The 17,628-nt window shown below is 39.7% G+C and carries 19 protein-coding genes; all 19 read right to left on the reverse strand.

Translation table 11 applies throughout. The features are described 5' to 3' along the window. Positions 1-41: 41 nt before the first annotated feature. The 19 genes from ACZ9EE_RS15695 to veg all read right to left on the reverse strand — a co-directional run bounded on the left by ACZ9EE_RS15695 (position 42) and on the right by veg (position 17,507). Positions 42-425, reverse strand: coding sequence for an FtsB family cell division protein (locus tag ACZ9EE_RS15695; RefSeq protein WP_476028424.1), 384 nt, complete (start codon positions 423-425; stop codon positions 42-44). Positions 426-441: 16 nt separating this feature from the next. After that, on the reverse strand, positions 442-1,074 hold the full coding sequence (gene yabQ / locus ACZ9EE_RS15700; protein ID WP_476028426.1) for a spore cortex biosynthesis protein YabQ: 633 nt from the start codon (positions 1,072-1,074) through the stop codon (positions 442-444). After that, on the reverse strand, positions 1,071-1,373 hold the full coding sequence (gene yabP, locus ACZ9EE_RS15705) for a sporulation protein YabP (RefSeq protein WP_476028428.1): 303 nt from the start codon (positions 1,371-1,373) through the stop codon (positions 1,071-1,073). Before yabP ends, yabQ begins: the two co-directional genes overlap by 4 nt. Before the next feature lie 75 nt (positions 1,374-1,448). Then, positions 1,449-1,721 carry an RNA-binding S4 domain-containing protein gene (locus tag ACZ9EE_RS15710; RefSeq protein WP_476028430.1) on the reverse strand — a complete coding sequence of 91 codons (273 nt, stop codon included), beginning with the start codon at positions 1,719-1,721 and terminating at the stop codon, positions 1,449-1,451. A 17-nt stretch (positions 1,722-1,738) separates the two neighbouring features. After that, positions 1,739-3,208: a bifunctional methyltransferase/pyrophosphohydrolase YabN gene (gene yabN, locus ACZ9EE_RS15715; protein WP_476028432.1), complete on the reverse strand. Its 1,470-nt coding sequence runs from the start codon at positions 3,206-3,208 to the stop codon at positions 1,739-1,741. After that, entirely contained in the window at positions 3,192-4,835 is a 1,644-nt protein-coding gene (locus tag ACZ9EE_RS15720) for a putative polysaccharide biosynthesis protein (protein ID WP_476028434.1), read from the reverse strand. Before ACZ9EE_RS15720 ends, yabN begins: the two co-directional genes overlap by 17 nt. A 132-nt stretch (positions 4,836-4,967) precedes the next feature. Further along, positions 4,968-5,504, reverse strand: coding sequence for a stage V sporulation protein T (spoVT, locus tag ACZ9EE_RS15725; RefSeq protein WP_098530257.1), 537 nt, complete (start codon positions 5,502-5,504; stop codon positions 4,968-4,970). 206 nt (positions 5,505-5,710) lie between these two features. After that, positions 5,711-9,247, reverse strand: coding sequence for a transcription-repair coupling factor (mfd, locus tag ACZ9EE_RS15730; protein ID WP_476028436.1), 3,537 nt, complete (start codon positions 9,245-9,247; stop codon positions 5,711-5,713). 186 nt (positions 9,248-9,433) lie between these two features. Further along, entirely contained in the window at positions 9,434-9,664 is a 231-nt protein-coding gene (locus tag ACZ9EE_RS15735; protein WP_476028437.1) for an anti-sigma-F factor Fin family protein, read from the reverse strand. Positions 9,665-9,798: 134 nt separating this feature from the next. Next, positions 9,799-10,359: an aminoacyl-tRNA hydrolase gene (gene pth / locus ACZ9EE_RS15740; protein ID WP_476028439.1), complete on the reverse strand. Its 561-nt coding sequence runs from the start codon at positions 10,357-10,359 to the stop codon at positions 9,799-9,801. 131 nt (positions 10,360-10,490) lie between these two features. Continuing rightward, entirely contained in the window at positions 10,491-11,129 is a 639-nt protein-coding gene (locus ACZ9EE_RS15745; protein WP_476028441.1) for a 50S ribosomal protein L25/general stress protein Ctc, read from the reverse strand. 147 nt (positions 11,130-11,276) lie between these two features. After that, complete coding sequence (locus ACZ9EE_RS15750) at positions 11,277-12,233, reverse strand: ribose-phosphate diphosphokinase (protein ID WP_476028442.1); 957 nt, start codon at positions 12,231-12,233, stop codon at positions 11,277-11,279. Between the two features lie 24 nt (positions 12,234-12,257). Further along, positions 12,258-13,631, reverse strand: coding sequence for a bifunctional UDP-N-acetylglucosamine diphosphorylase/glucosamine-1-phosphate N-acetyltransferase GlmU (gene glmU / locus ACZ9EE_RS15755; protein WP_476028444.1), 1,374 nt, complete (start codon positions 13,629-13,631; stop codon positions 12,258-12,260). Between the two features lie 203 nt (positions 13,632-13,834). Continuing rightward, entirely contained in the window at positions 13,835-14,125 is a 291-nt protein-coding gene (gene spoVG / locus ACZ9EE_RS15760) for a septation regulator SpoVG (protein ID WP_003347151.1), read from the reverse strand. 348 nt (positions 14,126-14,473) lie between these two features. Continuing rightward, complete coding sequence (ridA, locus tag ACZ9EE_RS15765) at positions 14,474-14,848, reverse strand: 2-iminobutanoate/2-iminopropanoate deaminase (protein WP_476028447.1); 375 nt, start codon at positions 14,846-14,848, stop codon at positions 14,474-14,476. A 1-nt stretch (position 14,849) separates the two neighbouring features. After that, on the reverse strand, positions 14,850-15,677 hold the full coding sequence (gene purR / locus ACZ9EE_RS15770) for a pur operon repressor (RefSeq protein ID WP_476028449.1): 828 nt from the start codon (positions 15,675-15,677) through the stop codon (positions 14,850-14,852). Between the two features lie 56 nt (positions 15,678-15,733). After that, complete coding sequence (gene ispE, locus ACZ9EE_RS15775) at positions 15,734-16,603, reverse strand: 4-(cytidine 5'-diphospho)-2-C-methyl-D-erythritol kinase (protein WP_476032974.1); 870 nt, start codon at positions 16,601-16,603, stop codon at positions 15,734-15,736. A 326-nt stretch (positions 16,604-16,929) separates the two neighbouring features. Then, positions 16,930-17,115, reverse strand: coding sequence for a small, acid-soluble spore protein, alpha/beta type (locus ACZ9EE_RS15780; RefSeq protein ID WP_476028451.1), 186 nt, complete (start codon positions 17,113-17,115; stop codon positions 16,930-16,932). A 128-nt stretch (positions 17,116-17,243) separates the two neighbouring features. Continuing rightward, a complete protein-coding gene (gene veg / locus ACZ9EE_RS15785; protein WP_007084178.1) occupies positions 17,244-17,507 on the reverse strand; it encodes a biofilm formation stimulator Veg in 264 nt (87 codons plus the stop codon). Between the last annotated feature and the right edge of the window lie 121 nt (positions 17,508-17,628).

The following is a 17,628-nucleotide window of genomic DNA, read 5'->3' on the forward strand; positions in this document are numbered from 1 at the left end:
CAGAAACTAAAAAATCAGTGTCAATAACTCGCACAGCTGGGTCAATTTTCTTTACTGTCTTCAGGAATATTAAAAATGACTTCATCCTTTTTCGAGAAAAAATACTCTTTCCTCGCTAACTTTCCTATATAATCATCATCATTTAATTTAACAATATTTTCTTTAAGGATTGATTCCTGTTTTTTCAAATCTGCAAGCTGATGATCAAGCTTTTTCTTTTGCGCCAGTTTAGCATCGAGTTTAGCGGTTTGGGAAATGTGATTTGATATCATCAAATAGGTTAGCAAGCTAGCAAAAACAAAAAACACCGATAAACGTCTTAGCACTAATCTTCTTTTTCTGCTTGAGGCAATCTCGGCGTATTGTTGCTTCTCCACATAGGTTGTCTGAATTTTAGATACATTTCTTTTTAAATCCGCTCCCATTTCCCCTAAAACCTCCTTACTCTTTTTTCTTTTTCCATTTATCTCGCCATTTATTAATATAATTCATGATTTCCTTTAAATTTCCTGCCGTTTTATTATATAACTTCTCGACGGTTTTTTTAATACCCTTCGGCAAAAGTTTCCAAAATAACTGCAGTATTCTTTGCAATGGAAATACAATAATCTTGAGTATTAATAGTAAAACCTTATAAACAAATTTGACAAGGGTGATTAGTCCCCTGCCAAGTGCGAGAATTATCATAATTAATAGTTGAATAAGACCCACGACAGGTTTATAAATCAGCATTTGAATCATTTTGGTTATAAATTTATAAATGGCGATAACTGATTGAATCCCCATCTCTAAGAGATGAAGGTAAATGCCTTTAAGCAATGCCTGGTAGGCGGCATATCCGCAAAGAAGGGCAATAAAGATGTAAAAACGCAATTCACCGCTATTTACTATGAATAAGGTATAGAAAATAATCAAAGCTTGAATAACCCAAAATAAAATATCATTTATGAAGACAATCCAAGCTTTTTGTTTTGGACGATTTAAAAACCGTTGATACGTATCAAACATGGCACCAAACAACGACCCCATGCCAATCATGGAGAGCATGGTAAGGAATTGCGTTGAAAGGGTCATTTGAATAACTTGCTAAAGAACCCTTTAGCTTTCTCCCCATGCTGTTCATCCAGATAAACTAAGTCAAAGATCTTTCCTTTAATGGAGACAATTCCTTTTTCGACATCGAGATTTTTCATTTGCAAATTTTGTCCTTTAATTGCTAAAAATCCCATTACTGTTTCTAATAAGAATTCCTCATTATCAAAACTTTCTACTTGTTTTACTCCAGTAATTTCAAGCAGCTTTCTTCCTCTCATAATAACATCATGGTCAGGAACGCTGCTTTTTGGTGGATTGCTATCATAATATTGGCTCATCTTTCATCCCTCACAATCATTTGTACAACCTTTTGTACATTTTTATGTGAGGGATAGATAAATTAGAACAGTTACCTAAAACGGGTCTGGAGAACCCAACTTCTCTTCTTTTAAAATCGTATACATTTCAGCGGCTTCTTCCTTACGCGATGTTTCTTGAATTCGATCAATTCGCGCAGTTATTTTACGCTGCCCAAGGCGGATGGTTAATTCATCGCCTACCTTAACTGTCGAGCTGGCCTTTGCTTCTTTGCCATTAATTTCAATTCTGCCTTGATCAGAAACTTCCTTTGCCAAAGTTCTTCTCTTTATGATTCTTGAAACCTTTAAAAATTTATCTAAGCGCATTTGCACTTCCCCCTCTTTTATAATCCCTTTTCCTTCGCTTTATCCCAGTATAGATCAAGCTGTTCAAGTGTATGATCTTCAAATGACCGACCACTATTCTTTACCTTTTCTTCAACATACCGAAACCTTCGGATGAACTTTTCATTTGTTTCAAATAAGGCTTCCTCTGGATGAATGCTTAAAAATCTCGCAACATTCACGAAAGCAAATAGCAGATCGCCGAATTCCTTTTTAGCAAGGAGAAGGCCTTCCTCTGTTCCATCAAGCTCATTTACAAATTCATCCAGCTCTTCCTTCACTTTCTCTAACGCAGGGTTAATTTCCTTCCAATCAAAGCCAACCTTCGCCGCTTTCTTTTGCAGTTCATAGGCACGCAGCAGGTTTGGCAGTGCCATTGAAACACCTTCTAAGATGGAGGCAGGCTGCTGCTCTCCTTTTTCCTCCTGCTTGATCTCTTGCCAGTTCTGAACCACTTGTTCCGCAGTGTCTGCCTTCCTATTCCCAAATACATGTGGATGCCTGCGAATCATTTTCTCTGACAGTCCCTCGATAATATCATCGATGGAAAAATATCCATCATCCTCGCCTATTTGGGCATGTAGCATGACTTGAAGCAGTACATCGCCCAATTCCTCAACTAAATGATCAATATCATCATCATTAATCGCCTCTATGACTTCATAGGTTTCTTCAATTAAGTATCTCTTTAACGATTCATGAGTCTGTTCCTTATCCCAAGGACAACCTTCAGGACCCCTTAAGATCGCAATAATGTCACGAAGCTTTGCAAAATTTTTCAACAATATTTGTTCATTTTTAACAGGAGGAACATAAACAGATGTTAAATTGTTAACAGATACATTTCGGTCCAATTCATACAAGGCCACTCTTTCAATCGATTCCTGACTGCTTCCTGCCGCTGTTACTATATATACCTCATAATCATCCGGCAGCTTTTCCATTAAGGTTAGTTTAACTTCGGATGCGATAAATTGATCGTACACCTGGCTGATAAACATATGCTGCTCCAGCTGCAGCTGGCTGGCAAAAAGCGCTGTACCATCAAGAAGCTGGAAACCTTCGACCGGATCAATCTTTAATGAAGCAAAAATGGCATCTAAAAAGCTCTGCCCTCCGCCAATCGTGATGTGAATCCCTTTTTCTGGACCATATTCTAGAAGAAGCTGAACCGTCCGCTCCGCCACCAATGGATGCCCGGGAACAGCGTAAATAACTGATTCAGTTATTGCCTCCTGCAGCAAGGTCTGAGCAATTTCTTCATAGACAGCTTCAAACTGATCATGTTTTTCATAGACTGCATCAAATGAAACATAAGTTAGACCTTCTTTTTCAAGACTTGAGACAACTGGATGCTCTTTTGTCCGCAAGAAAAGACGGTTTGCCTTTAATATTTTCCTATATACCCCAACAGGCAGCTGCTCTAGATCTCCAGCACCCAGTCCTAGTACCTCAATTTCTTTCACCATGTTCACTCCTATCCTTTCGTGCTAATAAATGAATGAATTTGCTGCCAAACGGAAATAGTGCCAGTTCTTCCTCACGAAAAATTCTGCCGTGGATAATAATCAGTAGAAACAGGAAACCGCCAGTTACTACTGCGCTTATCGATTGCATGGCGGCACCGAGCCGCTCCATTTCAAAATAAGCAAACAAATAATCTGTTATGTATAAATAACCCTTTAAGAACAGGATCATACTCAACGTTGCTGTCAGTATCGTTCTTAAGAATCCATTTACTAATATTCTACCAGTAGATATTTTTCTAAATCCAATCATTAAGATTAGTGTAACGATTGCTAAGGAAATAAGCGAGGAAACTGCCGCTCCCCTAATACCTTCTAACGGAATCAACCAAATATTTAGTAGATATTTTACCGGAAACACCATGGTCACAGCAAAGGCTGGAAACAATACCTTTCCCATTCCCTGCATGATGGCAATGATCGTTGAGATGATCGATGTAAAGAAAATCACAAAACTTAGAATCCCCAAAACAGATGACCCTGACTTATTTTCAAACAGCATAATGTTAGTAGGCTCAATAATGGCCCAAAGGCCTGCAGAAGCCCCAGCACCAACGACAAAACTAACTTTTAATGCTAATTGAATATGTTTCTGCAATTCCTCCCGCTTAGACGTTAAACGTGCTCTAGCGATCAACGGCACAAGGGTTAGTGACATGGATGTTGCGGCAACGGTTCCTAATTGGATTAATGGCTGACCACGGTCAAAAACCCCTTTAACACTTTTGGCTAGTTCTGCTTCCATTCCATTAGCAACAAGCAGGGAATAAAGATTAAGGGAATCAGCTAATTGGGTGAAGATCATCAGCATTCCACTTAAACAAATCATCAACCCCTGGAAAAAGAGCACCTTCCAAATAGCTCCAATTTCCTGTTTATAATTTTGAAACAACCCTTTAACAGGCTTTATTATTTTCCATTCTTTACGAATCCTTAAGAACATAAACAGAATGATAGCGGAAATGATACTTCCGGTGATGGAGCCAAACATCGCCCCGCCCCCGGCTAAATACAATGAAAGTCCTTTGTTCATAAAAAGCGAGGACAAAAAAATAATCGTCAACACTCGGACCGATTGTTCCCCGACTTGTGATAAAGCTGTTGGGGCCATATCGCCGACTGCCTGATAATATCCCCTTAACAAGGAGCTGATCGGAAAGGTTAAAAACACAATCGCGACGACTCTTAGTAAAATCGTTAAATGTAAATCGTTCATCCAACCCGCAATTTCCTCAGCCCCTAGATAGAGAATGAAAAAACAGATAATCCCAAAAATTTGTAAAAAAAGATACGAGGCGGACAGTAGCACGCGAGACCGTATAACGTCACCTCTTTCCTTCTGCTCTGCATAAAGCTTAGAGATAACCACTGGAAAGCCAGTGGTTGACAAAACCACCGCCATGCCATAAAACGGGTATACTTGCTGATATATGTAAAAACCGACATCACCAACAATATTTTGAAAAGGAATTCGGTAAAAGGCACTTAAGATCTTTGTAACGATAGCCGCAATGGTTAAAATAAAGGCCCCTTTAAAGACGGCTTTTGATGGTTTTAAGGACTTTTGCATTTTTTCACCTGCCTAGTAAAACTCCAAGGTATTATAGCACAAGAAAAGCGGAAACGCCTTGAACAGGCGTAGCTGCTAGACAAATAAAAAAGACAGCAGATGCTGTCTTTTTTATAAATTATAAGTTCTATCTTAAGACTCCATTTGTCGGGCTAGAAACCCAGCCGCAGTTTCCACTGCTTTTTGCTCTACTTCACCAAGAGTACCTTCTTTAGAAAAGATAATCACTCCGCCTATTGGGTCTCCGTTTGCAATGATAGGCCCAATGGTGTACGATGAGACAGTTTCATTATTTCCTTCAATTAACGCCATTTCACCTTGCTGTGTATGTAGAACGGAATTTCGTTCTTCCATCGTTTTTTCGACTAACTCACTGATGTTCTTATTTAAATAATCCTTTTTGGAACCACCAGCTACTGCAATATACGTATCTCTATCACAAATTAAAACAGGATTACCGAGGCTATCAAATAGGGCTTCTGCATATTCTTTGGCAAAATCGCTTAGCTCGCTGATTGGTGAATATTTTTTCAAAATGACTTCTCCGTCTCGATCAACAAAAATCTCTAACGGATCCCCTTCACGGATACGCAAGGTTCTGCGTATTTCTTTAGGAATAACAACACGACCCAAATCATCGATTCGACGAACAATTCCAGTTGCTTTCATCCAATGTTGCCTCACTTTCATCTGATGATTTTACTAACTTGGCAATGATGTTAATCATCACCAGCTTTGAAATTAGTATCTTTCATCTGGAAAGTTCTATTCACAAACATAATAATTTTTCACATATAAGAGAAATATCACATTAATGGATATAAATAGCAGGCAAATTGGACCATTTCATTCCAACTGATCTGACTCATTTTCCATTAATTCACAGGATTTCCTTGACCCCTTTTAGCCATTGGTATCCCTTTGACCATTTCCCGGACAACATGAAGCCACTCTGCTGTTTCGTACTCTTTCGTCTTAATCATAATTTTCAACTTAGAGCCTTCCATCCCAGGAATAATATTTCTGCCAAACTGGCTGCCTATATGGAATATTTTACTTCCATCAATATTGCCGGTAACCTGTTCATTAACTAGGATCGTAACCTCTTGTTTCACTTGTTTAATTTGCTCAATACCATTTAACAAAGCATAAACCTTGATTTCGGCAATTTGGAAAAGATAATTCACTTCTACGGGATATTCGCCAAAACGATCAATCATTTCCGATTGAAGCTCTTCGATCTCCTCAAGACTATCTGCCCCTCTAAACCGTTTATACATCTCTATCTTCTGATGACCATCCTTAATATACGTATCGGGAATATAGGCATCAATTTCCAGATCAATTTCAACCGATTTTTTCACTTCTCCGCCAAGGTCACCCTTCCGCTCCTCAATTGCTTCCTTAAGCATTTGTGAATAAAGGTCAAATCCGACGGAATCAATAAATCCATGTTGCTGTGCACCTAACAGATTTCCTGCTCCGCGAATGGATAAGTCCCGCATCGCAATTTTAAATCCAGACCCTAACTCTGTAAATTCTTTAATCGCCTGGAGACGCTTTTCGGCAACTTCCGTTAAGACCTTATCCTTCCGGTAGGTAAAATAGGCATAGGCAACACGGTTCGATCTGCCCACCCGGCCGCGCAGCTGATAAAGCGTGGAAAGGCCCATTCGGTCTGCATCAAAAACAATTAACGTATTTACATTGGGGATATCAACACCTGTTTCGATAATTGTCGTACTGACGAGCACATCAAATTCTCCAGCCAAGAAACCAATCATAACGGACTCCAGTTCATTCTCCGTCATTTGTCCATGTGCATACGTTACGCGGGCATCGGGAACTAGCATAGAAATTTCTTCTGCCTTACGCTCGATATCTTCCACTCGGTTATATAAGAAGAATACTTGTCCGTCCCTGGCCAGTTCCCGTTCAATGGCTTCTCTTACCAATGATCCATTGTACTCCATTACATACGTTTGCACTGGAAAGCGATTTTCCGGAGGTGTTTCAATAACTGATAAATCACGCACACCGAGCATTGACATATGGAGTGTCCTTGGAATTGGTGTAGCGGTTAACGTTAACACATCCACATTGGTCTTTAACTTTTTGATCTTTTCTTTATGTGTAACACCAAATCTCTGCTCTTCATCGACAATCAATAGGCCTAAATCACGATAGATTATATCTTTTGATAGCAGACGATGAGTGCCGACAACAATATCAACTGTACCTGCTTTTAAGCCTTTAAGCGTTTCCGTCTGCTGTTTTTTTGTTCGGAATCGGCTTAATAAACCAATATTAATCGGATAATCCTGAAAACGCTCTCGAAGTGTCTCAAAGTGCTGCTGTGCCAAAATCGTTGTTGGCACTAGAAAGGCTACCTGTTTTCCATCTGCAATTGATTTGAATGCGGCACGGATGGCCACTTCTGTTTTACCGTAACCGACGTCACCGCAAAGAAGACGGTCCATCGGGCGAGGTCTTTCCATATCCTTTTTAATTTCATGGATTGAGCGCAGCTGATCTTCCGTTTCTTGATAGGCAAAAGAAGTTTCAAATTCACGCTGCAGGTCTCCATCAGGTGAGAAGGCATAGCCGACGGCTGCTTCCCGCTCAGCATATAGTTTAATAAGGTCATCAGCGATATCTTGTACAGATGATTCAACCTTTTTCTTGACCTTTTTCCAATCAGTGCCGCCAAGTTTATAAACCTTTGGCTCTTTACCTTCGGATCCCACATATTTTTGAACAAGGTCAATTTGTTCAACAGGTACGTAAAGTTTATCTGTTCCTTGATAGCGGATATGCAGGTAATCTTTATGAATACCATTAATAACAAGCGTTTCGATTCCTAAGTATTTGCCGATTCCATGATTAACATGAACAACATAGTCACCAATTTTTAATTCAGAGTAACTTTTTATCCGTTCTGCATTCGATAATTTCTGCCGGCTGGTTGATTTTTTGACGCGTTTATTAAATATTTCTTCCTCGGTAATGACAGCAATTTTTTGAATCGAGAGTTCGAATCCTGCATGAAGATTTCCTTGCATAATCTGAACTTTACCTGGTACGAGCTGCTGTTCCCCTTTTACCATACTCGCACTTATTTCATAATCCTCTAGAACCCGTTCTAATTTTTTTACTCTTTCTTCATCCGGGCCTAAAAATAAAATACAGTAATTTCCTTTTTTCCACCTGTCTATTTCTGCTTTTAATACATGCATTTGACCATGGAAATTTTGCATTTGTTTGCAAGTAATATTAATTATATTTTGTGGGCTTGTATTGGCCACATGACGCAAAAATAACGACATATAGAGAAGCGGAAATTCCTTTCGCTGCAGCATGGCCTGTAAGTCATGAGAAATATGCAGATCATGAATAATTTTCCCTTCAGAAAGTAACCCTGTATACCACTCTGCTTCTTCTTTTACAAGGGAATCATTCATCTCTTGAACTCTGCTAATTTCATCAACAAATACCAGTCCATTACTTGGCAGATAGTCTAGTAAACTAGCAGGTCTATCGTAGGCTAAGGATAAATATTTATAGACTTGGTCTGGCTTTTGGCCATTCTTTAACTGTTCAAGTTCATAGCTGAGGTTTTGACTAAGCTGCATCTTTGCTTTATCATCTTTTAATTTTCTTAAGGACAAAGCTAATCCTTCTTCAAGCTTCCCAATCATCCGGCTATAGTTCTCAGCTTCAAGAATGATTTCGCTTGCCGGTCCAATTAAAACCTCTTTAATCTTTTCTTTGGATCGCTGGTCATCAAGGGAGAAATAACGGATCGAATCAATTTCTGTATCAAATAGCTCAATCCGGAGCGGATCGGCTTCCGTAAGAGGATAGATATCAACAATTCCTCCTCTTACACTAAATTCTCCAGGAGTTGTTACCATTTCAGACCGGACATAACCCATTTTAACGAAAGTGTTTAACATCTTTTCTATATCAATATCTTCTCCCAGCTTTAATGAAAACTGGTATTGCTGCCATAGCGATTTAGGAGGAACAATCTTTTTCAGACCCGCAATTGGAACAATTAAAACCCCTTTATTTTGTCTGCTCCAATAATTAAGGGCATCAATCCGCTGGGCCTTTAGCTCCGGGCTGGCAATGCTTAGCTCTGCAGCTATTAACTCATTCGCTGGAAAAAGAAAGACTTCCTTTTCACTTAATAGATTGACAAGATCATCATAGAGTTTTTGAGCCTGTAGTAGATTATGGGTAACAAGCATGATCGGCCTGTTCATCTTTTCATAAACTGACGCAGTTAGGACTGTACGTGATGAGCCTGAAAGACCTGCAACCAGTTGTTCTTTTAACCCTTCTTCAATCCCGGCAATAATGGAGTGAACATCTTCCTGTTTTAAAAATATCGATTTTAAACCATTCAAGGTTTCTCCTCCCTTCCTAAAAAATAATTATATTAAAACAATATTTATATGAGGAAATTTTTAAACAGAAAAACGCTTTGGAGAGCTTCCAAAGCTGAGTAGAATAGCGGAAGCGCCCAATCAGCGGCGCAAACTAGCCGCGAAAGGCGCTAAGCTAGACTATTATCGTAAAGTTTTTTAACTATATTAATGGATAAGGAAATCATATTGATGGAAATCAGGGTTTCGTTCTAATGCTTCCTGACAATCTTCGCATATGGCCGTGATATGAATATCACCGGACGGTTCATACGAAACCATTTCCTGTCTTTCTTGATCCGTTAATTTATGAAGGCCTAGTGTTTCTGAATGAATCGATGTTTGTTCAATAGAACCAAGTTTTGTACCACAATGACGGCAATGATAATTGATGGCCACGCCTGTCCCTCCCTAATCTAGGATTCCACTACTAGTATTAACCTGGTAGATGAAAGTTATTCAACTAGATTACACAGAGAACGTGACACATGTTTTTCTTCAATGTATGACTGAAAGACTTGTATCATGAACGATTATTGATTATATTCATTCATAACTTGCAAGAAGGGTTTCTGCAGCCAGGCAGAACAGGCCTCTGCGCTTCTCTTAACTGCATCTTGAGTAAAAGGTCTTTCCTCCGCACGAAAGCGTCCAAGGACATAATCTGGTACGCTCATCCCTGGAGTTGGCCGGTCAATGCCAATCCGAATCCGATTAAATTCCTGTGTCCCTAAATGGGCGACAGTAGACTTAATTCCATTATGGCCTCCTGGGCTTCCCTTTTGGCGGAGTCTTATTTTGCCAACAGGCAAGTCGAGGTCATCATAAATGACTAGTACATCCTCTAACTCTATTTGATAATAATCCATCACGGCCCTAATTGATTCCCCTGATAAGTTCATATAGGTTAATGGTTTTAATAGTAATACCTTTTCCCCGTTATGAAGACCGATTCCATACATCCCCTTAAATTTTGACTGATTTAACGGGATGGAGAATAGGTCGGAAAGTACGTCGATTACTTCAAAGCCAATATTATGTCTTGTTTGATCGTATTGCTTCCCAGGGTTACCTAAACCTACGATTAGTTTCATCTGTGTTCCCACCTCTTCCGGTTTAGTCATCCTTCTAAATATTTTTCGAAACATCGTCATTCTCCCATAATAACATGATTTCTAAAATTATGCGTTAAAAGACGTAACCTTAAATAGGTTACGTCTCTTAATTATTCTTCACCAACCGGAGTGGTCTCTCTTCCCTCTTCATTGTCAGGATGACCCGCTTGCTGCTGTTCACCAGAGTTAATTTCTTCTTCCTGTCTTGGCGGCAATATAGAGGCTACTACTTCCTCATCCTCATGATTAATGGTAAAGCCGCCCACTTCAGGGATATCCCCCACCAATACTGTCTCGCCAACCTGGAGGTTTGAAATATCCACTTCGATTGCCTGTGGGATATTATCCGGAGTGGATGTAATCGATAATTCGTGAACCGATTGCTGCAGGACACCGCCATCTTTCACGCCAATTGCTTCCCCTACTAATGCAAGTCTCACTTGCACATTAATCTTCGAGGATTTGTCTACCGCTAAGAAATCAACATGGAGGATTTCTTTTTTAAAGGAATCTTCTTGATAATCAGATAAGATAACATCGTGCTTGTTTCCATCAATATCAAGGGAGATGATACCGTTTCTGCCGACCGTACGGATGGTTTTGGTTAAATCCGCCGAACTTACAAACACCGGTTTGCTTTCAACCTTTGCCCCATAAACCACAGCAGGGATGTTTCCATTATTGCGCAATTGTTTCAATGCTGAATGACGTAGTTCCGTCCGTTCTTTTGCTTGTAAAACAGTACTCATATGTTAAGATACCCTCCTATTTTTTCTGTCTATATAAAAATGCCCTAAAATAGGAAGGTCTAAACAAAATTTTTCAAAGTTAAATTTGATTGTACTTTGTAAGCTGCCTGGCTCTAGTGCCATTAAACAGACACTTTCGCTTTTCTTTTAATCAAATAATGTACTTACGGATTGTTCTTCGTGAACACGGATAATCGCTTCACCCAATAATGGAGCAACAGAGAGATGAATAATCTTTTCAATATTTTTCTCTTCAGGAAGCGCAATCGAATTGGTGATCACTAACTCTTTTATTTTTGAGTTTTGAATTCTTTCAATTGCAGGTCCTGACAACACAGGGTGTGTACAGCAGGCGTAAACTTCTTTTGCTCCATTTTCCACTAAGGCATTTGCAGCAAGGGTAATCGTACCGGCCGTATCAATGATATCGTCAATTAAGATTGCAATCTTCCCTTCGATATTACCGACAATATTCATAACCTCTGCAACATTTGGTCTTGGACGGCGTTTATCGATGATGGCAATTGGAGCCTTCAAACGTTCTGCCATTTTACGTGCTCTTGTTACACCGCCATGGTCTGGGGAAACGATAACCACGTCACCATTAAATTGGCGGCTTTTAAAATAATCCGCTAAAATCGGTACACCCATTAAATGATCAGTTGGGATTTCAAAGAAGCCTTGAATTTGCGGCGCATGAAGGTCAAGACAGATAACCCGGGTTGCTCCTGCCGTTTCGAGCAGGTTTGCCACTAATTTAGCGGTAATTGGCTCACGGGCCCGTGCTTTACGGTCCTGGCGAGCATAACCGTAATAAGGCATCACAATGTTGATGGTTTTGGCTGAAGCCCTTTTTAAGGCATCAATCATGATTAGTACTTCCATGATATTTTCATTCACTGGCGAGCTAGTTGATTGAATAACATAGACATCACAGCCACGGATACTTTCTTCAATATTAATTTGAATTTCACCATCACTAAATCTCGTTACAGAGCATTTTCCAAGCTCTACCCCAATAAATTTTGCAATTTCACTGGCCAGCGGCAGATTTGAGTTTAAACTAAATACTTTTAAATTCGGATCTAAATATTGATTTGACATGATTGCCCTCCAATTGTAATAGCTTTATTTCTTAAGATTAAGTCTCTGAACATAACCTTCTTTATTAACCTGTTTTGCACGAGCAATCGCTAAAGCTTCCTCAGGCACATTGTTTGTGATCGTTGAACCCGCAGCTACATATGATCCCTTTTTAATTGTTACTGGAGCAACTAAATTTGAATTGCAGCCAATAAAGACTCCATCTTCAATTTTGGTTAAGAATTTATTTTTCCCATCGTAATTAACTGTTATAGAACCGCAGCCAATGTTTACATCACTGCCCACCTCTGCATCACCAATATAGCTTAGATGTGACGCTTTACTTCCCTTACCAAAGACTGCCTTTTTAATCTCAACAAAGTTGCCGATTTTGACATCATCCAGGATGGTGGATTCAGGACGAATATGTGCAAATGGGCCAATATTTACATGAGATCCAATCGAACTGTTAAAAGCGGCTGATTGACGGATTACTGTTTCATCACCGATTTCACAGGCATCAATTTCTGAGTTAGGTCCAATTATACATTCCGTACCGATTTTAGCTTGACCTTTGATCATCGTTCCTGGATAGATAACAGTATCCTGCCCAATTTCAACATCTGCTTCTATGTAAGTATTTGCAGGATCAATAATGGTTACCCCATTGCGCATATGGGATTCATTAATCCGAGAGCGCATAATCCGCTCAGCCTCTGCTAAGGCAACCCGGTCATTTACACCTAGTGTTTCTTCAAATTCATCTGTCTGATAGGCTGTAACTACTTCCCCTTGTTTCTTCAGAATCTCAATCACATCTGGTAAATAGTATTCCCCTTGCACATTGTCATTGGATACCTTTTTTAATGCTTCAAACAATGCCTGGTTGTCAAAACAATACGTACCTGTATTTATTTCATTGATTTTCCGTTCTTCTTCTGTAGCATCTTTATGCTCTACGATTTTTTCGACTAAGCCCTCTTGGTTACGGATTATTCGTCCATAGCCTGTTGGGTTATCTATTTTAGCTGTAAGGATTGTCGCTTTTGCCTTAAATTTTTCATGGTGTTTGAATAGAGATTCCATTGTTTCTGCTTTGATTAAAGGAGTGTCACCGCACACAACGATAGTTATACCTTCTTTTCCCTTTAAGCTTTCTTGAGCCTGCATAACTGCATGAGCAGTACCCAGCTGTTCTTTTTGCAAAGCATAAAGACTCCGATCACCTAATTGTGTTTGGACCATTTCAGCTCCATGGCCAATAATAGTGACTATCTCTTTAATTTTAAGCTTCGATATTTGATCGACTACATGTTGTACCATAGGTTTACCGCACACTGGGTGTAAAACTTTATAAAGCTTAGATTTCATCCGCGTACCTTGCCCCGCAGCCAAAATCACAGCATAACGATTAGACATGGACAGTCCTCCAATTTACCTTTTTATCCATTAAAAATATTAACGTAAATGGGCTCGCTTTTCAAGGAATGATGGGAAAGTGTCTAATTTTGTCATATTATGTAGGAATTTTTGATAGAAGAAAATGTGTGAAGGGGGATGTTTTGGGGTAAAAAAATATAAAAAGAGCCTTCATAGAAGAAAGGCCCTAGTTGTTAAAATCCTTAGGAAGCTCCGGCTTCTTCAAACTCTACTTCCAATTCACCTAATCGGTGATACTCAGCCAAAACAGCTTCTTGGATCTTACCACGTGTTCCTGAATTGATTGGATGCGCAATGTCACGAAATTCTCCATCTGGAGTACGTTTACTTGGCATAGCTACAAATAAACCGTTGTTTCCGTCAATAACACGAATGTCGTGAACAACAAATTCATTGTCCAATGTGATTGATGCAATCGCTCTCATTCTTCCATCCGTATTAACCCGGCGTAATCTTACGTCAGTTACTTCCATGTGCTCACACCCTTTTTTGTTATATAAAATGCTAGTTAAATAAATTCCACAATTAATTCTATTATCCTTCTCAAATTATAAAATTTTTTTGAAAAATTAGGGCGAAATCGTGAACAATTGTAAAAAATAGCGTTTTCAACACATGTACAGTAGAAAATCGTCGAATAGAAAAGCGGAAGCGCCCGTTTAGCGCACGACAGGACTGGAGCCCATCGACTGAGATAAAGGAAACACGAAGAGCGTTAGCTTTTTCGTGTTGACTTATCGTAGGGAGATGGGCGAAGTCGTCTCGCCGCTGGGCGCTGGGGCTAGACAATTTTCAAAATAAGTAAAAAAAAAGCGCCCGGATTACTTCACGAGCGCGATAACTTCGATTTCAACTAAGGCATCTTTTGGCAGCCGGGCTACTTCTACACATGAACGGGCTGGTTTATGAATGGAGAAATATTCGCCATAGACTTCATTGACGTCAGCAAACTCATCCATATTTTTAATAAACACAGTTGCCTTTACAACCGTTTCAAGTGATGCTCCTGCTTCAGCTAATACGGCCTGTAAATTTTTAAATACTTGATGGGTCTGTTCCTTGACATCTCCGGTTACCATAATCCCTTCAGCAGTTAATGGGATTTGTCCAGAACTATAGAATAAATTATTGACCACAATCCCTTGAGAATATGGACCAATGGCTGCTGGTGCTTGGTTTGTTTGAACAACTTTCATGTTAACCCCTCCATATATTAAAATAATTACCTGCTTGTACACTAATCCGTTTTTCTTTTAAATCAACATCTGCTAGTTGAACCAGCGATAAATATTCATCCACTAACCGTTCCTGTATTTTCTCATCTTCCACTAAAACAGCAATTCCAGCGAGCTGGGAATTAAATTCCTCAAGCATACTGATCATTCCCATTACCGTTCCGCCTGCTTTCATAAAATCATCAACAATGAGGACACGGGAATCCTGTCTCATACTTTTTTTAGAAAGGACCATCGTTTGAATTCTCTTAGCCGATCCGGATACATAATTAATACTAACCGTCGGACCTTCCGTCACTTTACTATCTCTTCGAACAATCACTACCGGTACATTTAATTGGCTGGCAACAGCATACGCTAAAGGAATCCCTTTTGTAGCTACAGTCATGACAACATCAATTTTTGTGTCAGCATAGGCGGAAGCAATAATTCGTCCAGCCTTCTGAACAATTTGCGGATCTCCCAAAATATCTGTTAAATACAAATAACCGCCCGGTAATAGCCGTTCGGGATTGGCAATTAACTGACAAAGTTCATTTACGAATGGTTCTGCTTTTTCCTGGCTTACTTTTACAAAAAATTTCACACCACCGGCAGCCCCCGGCACTGTTTGTAAGGTGCCAATTCCCCGTTGTTCAAAGGTCTCTTTCACGATTGCTAGGTCTTCACTAATCGAGGACTTTGCGGACGCGTAACGATCGGCAAAAAAAGTGAGCGGCACAAGCTGGCGAGGATGGTCTAATAAATAATTGGTCATATCAATCAAACGTTCACTACGGCGAAATTTCATAACTACCCTCCCAGAACCCGAATATTCTAATTAAAGAATATCATTATTGTACGTCTTTAATCAAGCGAATGACGTTCTCCCAGCATGCGGACTGCAAAAACTTGGTCACAAAAACCTCTTAAGCCATTATAGATACGATGCATTCTCGAATCATGCTGTACAATTCCAAATACGGTCGGTCCACTTCCGCTCATTAATACTGCATCCGCCCCAAAACGCTTCATTTGGTCTTTGATTTGAGCAACTTCTGGATGAAGATTTAATGTCACTCCTTCAAGAACGTTTCCAACATTATCACAGACTCGTTGATAATCATGTTCTTTAATGGACTGGATCATTCCATAGATATCCGGATGTTTTGTTCGATTCAGGTCAAGCCGCCGATAAACCTCGGCTGTCGAGACCCCAATAAAGGGCTTTGCCAAAATAATCCAGCATGTTGGCGGTGGTGGAAGTTCCGTAATGATTTCACCTCTGCCCTTTGCCAAGGCTGTGCCCCCATAGACACAGAAAGAAACGTCTGAGCCAATTTCGCTGCCGAGCACTGCTAATTCATCCAAACTTAAGCCAAGGCCCCACATTTTATTCAGACCCCTTAGCGTTGCTGCAGCATCACTGCTGCCTCCTGCTAAGCCGGCTGCCACTGGAATTGTTTTTTCGATTGAAATTAGTACACCCTTTTTAACGTTAAAACGATCCTTTAACAACTGGGCCGCTTGATAGGCTAGATTTCGCTGATCATCCGGTACATAGCGATTATGAGAAAGAATATGTATTTTGTCCTGTTCTAATAGGGTTAGTTCAACCCTGTCGGCTAAATCAATCGTGGTCATGATCATTTCAACTTCATGATAGCCATCGGGTCGTTTATGTAAAACATCTAATGCTAAATTTATTTTAGCCGGTGCTTTGACTAAAAGCTTCACTACGTCACCTACTTTTGTTTTATCCACTTGCAACCCCATGGGTTGCTTCTGCATACGATTCCAAAAATCCACATTTTGTCCTATTTTACCACAAAAAGATAAATGTAAGACGTCAGATATGCGATATCTATCCAATTTTATAATTATATCAGTCGTTTTTCGTCGAAAAAAGCCACTTTTTCGACAAAAATGAAAAAGCTGCAACCCTTAGGCCAAGGATTGCAGCAAGAAAAAAGAAAAAGGCCAGTGCAAAAGCGGCCCTTTCGGTTCCTTGCACTGACCAAGCTGTGGTGAAGATTTGTTTAATGCGGAGGTGCTAATCTATGTTACGTTTGGCGATTCTGATTGACTAGCTGCTGCTGTGCAAGTTCTATAGCACGCTTCACCATATTCCCTGCATCCTTTGCACGGATGCCGCCCCAGCCTTCTTTTTGAACGACATCATAAAAACCAAGTTCCTTGGCTAGCTCCTCTTTAAAGCGATGGGACATGATCCCTCTTCTTCGGCCCATCTAAACAACCCCTTTCATACCACAGCATTCTTAGTATGTAAAAAAACATTTATTTTCATGAAGATTTTAGCTTATATAGACAGCAAAAAGCAGTAAACCTTGGTTTACTGCCACCCATTGCTTATATACTAGCTTAAAGCTACATGTCCTGCTGCATCATCATAGAAAGTAATTTGAACTGTTTCTGTAAGAACATCCGCATAGCTGTATGAAACACGCTCAAACGAATTTTCATCTTGATCTAACTCAATAACAAAAACTGACGGGTAAGTTTCAGCTAAAACTCCAGAACGTTCGATTGTTTTCCTGCGTCCACCGTTGGCTTTCAGCAATAATCTTTTTCCCAAATTTGTGTCAAGAGCCTTTTTAATATCGGCTAAGGTTTTTGGCATTCGGTCCACCTCACTGTGTAAAGTATAACACACTGACATAGTTCTGTCAAACAAAAATATAAATTATATCAGTCCAACAAAATGATTGTCAATATTTTTTGTTCTACTTTTTCTTCTAATT

It is taken from the genome of Bacillus sp. URHA0034, assembly GCF_056280405.1.

What these genes read in the sequence shown, in the direction of transcription:
- ACZ9EE_RS15710 (WP_476028430.1), bottom strand. Translation starts at nt 1,721, where the DNA reads ATGCGCTTAGATAAATTTTTAAAGGTTTCAAGAATCATAAAGAGAAGA.
- ACZ9EE_RS15745 (WP_476028441.1), bottom strand. Translation starts at nt 11,129, where the DNA reads ATGAGTACTGTTTTACAAGCAAAAGAACGGACGGAACTACGTCATTCA.
- purR (WP_476028449.1), bottom strand. Translation starts at nt 15,677, where the DNA reads ATGAAATTTCGCCGTAGTGAACGTTTGATTGATATGACCAATTATTTA.
- ACZ9EE_RS15750 (WP_476028442.1), bottom strand. Translation starts at nt 12,233, where the DNA reads ATGTCAAATCAATATTTAGATCCGAATTTAAAAGTATTTAGTTTAAAC.
- veg (WP_007084178.1), bottom strand. Translation starts at nt 17,507, where the DNA reads ATGCCAAAAACCTTAGCCGATATTAAAAAGGCTCTTGACACAAATTTG.
- ACZ9EE_RS15720 (WP_476028434.1), bottom strand. Translation starts at nt 4,835, where the DNA reads ATGCAAAAGTCCTTAAAACCATCAAAAGCCGTCTTTAAAGGGGCCTTT.
- spoVG (WP_003347151.1), bottom strand. Translation starts at nt 14,125, where the DNA reads ATGGAAGTAACTGACGTAAGATTACGCCGGGTTAATACGGATGGAAGA.
- ACZ9EE_RS15780 (WP_476028451.1), bottom strand. Translation starts at nt 17,115, where the DNA reads ATGGGCCGAAGAAGAGGGATCATGTCCCATCGCTTTAAAGAGGAGCTA.
- yabP (WP_476028428.1), bottom strand. Translation starts at nt 1,373, where the DNA reads ATGAGCCAATATTATGATAGCAATCCACCAAAAAGCAGCGTTCCTGAC.
- pth (WP_476028439.1), bottom strand. Translation starts at nt 10,359, where the DNA reads ATGAAACTAATCGTAGGTTTAGGTAACCCTGGGAAGCAATACGATCAA.
- yabQ (WP_476028426.1), bottom strand. Translation starts at nt 1,074, where the DNA reads ATGACCCTTTCAACGCAATTCCTTACCATGCTCTCCATGATTGGCATG.
- ACZ9EE_RS15695 (WP_476028424.1), bottom strand. Translation starts at nt 425, where the DNA reads ATGGGAGCGGATTTAAAAAGAAATGTATCTAAAATTCAGACAACCTAT.
- yabN (WP_476028432.1), bottom strand. Translation starts at nt 3,208, where the DNA reads ATGGTGAAAGAAATTGAGGTACTAGGACTGGGTGCTGGAGATCTAGAG.
- spoVT (WP_098530257.1), bottom strand. Translation starts at nt 5,504, where the DNA reads ATGAAAGCAACTGGAATTGTTCGTCGAATCGATGATTTGGGTCGTGTT.
- glmU (WP_476028444.1), bottom strand. Translation starts at nt 13,631, where the DNA reads ATGTCTAATCGTTATGCTGTGATTTTGGCTGCGGGGCAAGGTACGCGG.
- ridA (WP_476028447.1), bottom strand. Translation starts at nt 14,848, where the DNA reads ATGAAAGTTGTTCAAACAAACCAAGCACCAGCAGCCATTGGTCCATAT.